Here is a 2,501-nt window from a genome sequence, read left to right on the forward strand (position 1 = left end):
CTCAGCAGGTTTGTATTTACCTTTTGATTTACATCTCTGACATTCATAGTTATCACGCTTTAAAGCTTTTAATCTAAGCTGTCTCCACTCTTTAGACTTATAGAACTTCATGAGCTTATCTTCTCTTATGAGTTGAATGAGTTCTTCCTTTTCCACAACTATCACCTCACACTTCAGTAATAACTTTTATGAGTAACAGTACCTAAACCTTTAACACTCTTATTCGGCTTATCATTATCCTTTACATCAATAGCTCCCATTTCAATTCTTTTATCACGATGTTGAATATCAAGACACTTCTCACAATAGAAAGTAGCAGAGATATCTATACCGAATTGTTTTTTATCAGCATAAAAAGAAGTAGTTTCACTATCTAATACTTGATACTTATGCTCACACATTACTCTCACCCCTTATCAATCTAATTCTTTAACTTCCCTTGCTTTGAGGAATTGAACCATGCTTAACAAACCAACTATCAATCCTGTACCACATCCGAGAAAGTAACTAAACCAATTCACCTAATCATTCCTTCCACAAAACAAAACACCCTATTGAGGATGCTTAATTGTTTGTAAATGTTTCTCTACTCGTTCATTACCTAGCTTCCAATACTCTTCATCCATTTCAAATCCAATGTAGTTACGATTCGTATTAATGCATGCGATAGCAGTTGTAAATGATCCCATGCAGTTATCTAATACTGTCTCGCCTTCTTTTGTATAAGTCTTAATTAGATATTCAAAAAGAGAAACTGGCTTTTGTGTTGGATGAAATGTTTTACTATCTCGCGGAAAATCTAAAATTGATTTAGGATAATTTGTATACTTAGTTACATGCACTTTACTTAACGATTCATTATTTCTCTTACCAAAGATTTTTAATTTCTTTCCTGTACTCTTCTTATAAATTGGTTTATCCAAAAGGATTAAGTCTTGAGGATAATATTTCGGTAACTTTTTATAAAATACTAATACATTTTCATGATTTTTCAATGGCATTCTATTTGCATTTGGGAATCCGGTTGTATGATTTCCCTTCTTCCAAATCCACTCATAACGAAATAACTTCATGTTAGAAGCAATTAATTTCGTTGTAAATGGCTGACTTGCCGTTAAAAGGATTGCTCCATTGTCCTTTATAATTCGCTCATATTGTTCCCATAACAAATCAAAAGGAATGATGCTGTCCCATTTACATGATGTAGTCCCATAAGGTAAATCACATAATATCATATCAATTGATTTATCCTCGATCATTTTCATTCCTTCCAAACAATCCATATTAAGAACTTGATTCAACAAATTTATAACCATCCTTTTTTACATAATAAAAAGGAGCAACCATACTTCTGCTACTCCTGCTATAAATACGGTAAATGAAGTTTTACTTTTAAAAAGTAGAAAACTGCTATTCACTAGAATAACAGCTTTTTAAAATAGACAAGTCGTGTTTGTGTATCGCATATTTCATTTAGTTTGGTTAAGGTGTTTTCACGCCTCTTTCAATCGCTAAACAATGTATTTCTTTCCCTGTTACTTGTGTCTCGATGTTAGCGACTGAAAGAAGAGCAAAAGCCCTTCCTTATTTTCAAAGCATGTCACGCAAATCGCTGTGAATTACATGAACCGGCAATCCATTCAACCCACAACCATCATCCATTTGGTAACGATCTATATAAACGTAGGTGTGAGTCGTGTTTTCCGCCACTCTCACAATACAAATATATCATGTTGAATCCAAAACAACCGGCACATTTCCTGCCAAAAGGCGGTCACGACTCTGCCAACTTTTTATTTTTTTGCAGTTCAAACTTTTTAATTTGGCCTGTAATTTCTACATTAATACCTAGTAATGTTTGATTCACCGTATTCATTTTCCTTTTTATCAGCCATTCAGGATATGCCAACTGCTCTAGTAACATTCTATAATAATTTGGATTTACTCTTAATACATCTGGATTTCCCTTTTGACGCATTTGGTATTTGACTAACTCACCTAATAACTCTTCACATACCATTTTCCATCCCTCTTTTCCCCCTTATTATGTGTAACTAATATACACAACACATAGATTGTTTTATAACCTCTAGTTACCCATATCTTATATTTTGTGTAACTGTCCCAATCGCTGAACCCTTTGGTATTCTTAACTTTATAAGGCTTTCTATTTTGAGTTACACAATACAATAATAATGGTTAATTATAAATAAAAAAGAAAAAGACCGCTTTCTATCGGTCCTTTCAAATTTCCTTATATTAATGCTCTCTATTAGGATCTATTTTTTCTAGGACCTACAATTAATTTGATCGCTGTTCTTTCTTGATTATCGATAGAAACCTCCTGAAACGCTGGAACAAGAACCAAGTCAATGCCACCAGGAGCTACAAAGCCTCTTGCAATAGCAATTGCTTTAATCGCTTGATTTAAAGAACCAGCTCCAATCACTTGGATTTCTACATTACCACTTGCTCTTAATACACCTGCAATTGCACCTGCG

Annotated in this window: 5 protein-coding genes; all 5 read right to left on the reverse strand. The window is 33.7% G+C overall.

Annotated features, from left to right (window positions below):
* Window positions 1–156: HNH endonuclease (locus tag HRG09_RS29295; RefSeq protein ID WP_375335781.1), on the reverse strand; the 156-nt coding region annotated here is incomplete at its 3' end.
* 17 nt (window positions 157–173) lie between these two features.
* Entirely contained in the window at window positions 174–401 is a 228-nt protein-coding gene (locus HRG09_RS27885) for a hypothetical protein (RefSeq protein WP_174104040.1), read from the reverse strand.
* A 150-nt stretch (window positions 402–551) separates the two neighbouring features.
* A complete protein-coding gene (locus tag HRG09_RS27890) occupies window positions 552–1,304 on the reverse strand; it encodes a DNA-methyltransferase (RefSeq protein ID WP_174104041.1) in 753 nt (250 codons plus the stop codon).
* Between the two features lie 470 nt (window positions 1,305–1,774).
* Window positions 1,775–2,020, reverse strand: coding sequence for a hypothetical protein (locus tag HRG09_RS27895; protein ID WP_174104042.1), 246 nt, complete (start codon window positions 2,018–2,020; stop codon window positions 1,775–1,777).
* A 252-nt stretch (window positions 2,021–2,272) separates the two neighbouring features.
* A partial coding sequence (locus HRG09_RS27900; protein WP_174104043.1) for a stage V sporulation protein S occupies window positions 2,273–2,501 on the reverse strand: 229 nt, incomplete at its 5' end.

The sequence above is a fragment of the Bacillus sp. Xin1 genome (assembly GCF_013314535.1).
Classification (GTDB): domain Bacteria; phylum Bacillota; class Bacilli; order Bacillales; family Bacillaceae_G; genus Bacillus_A.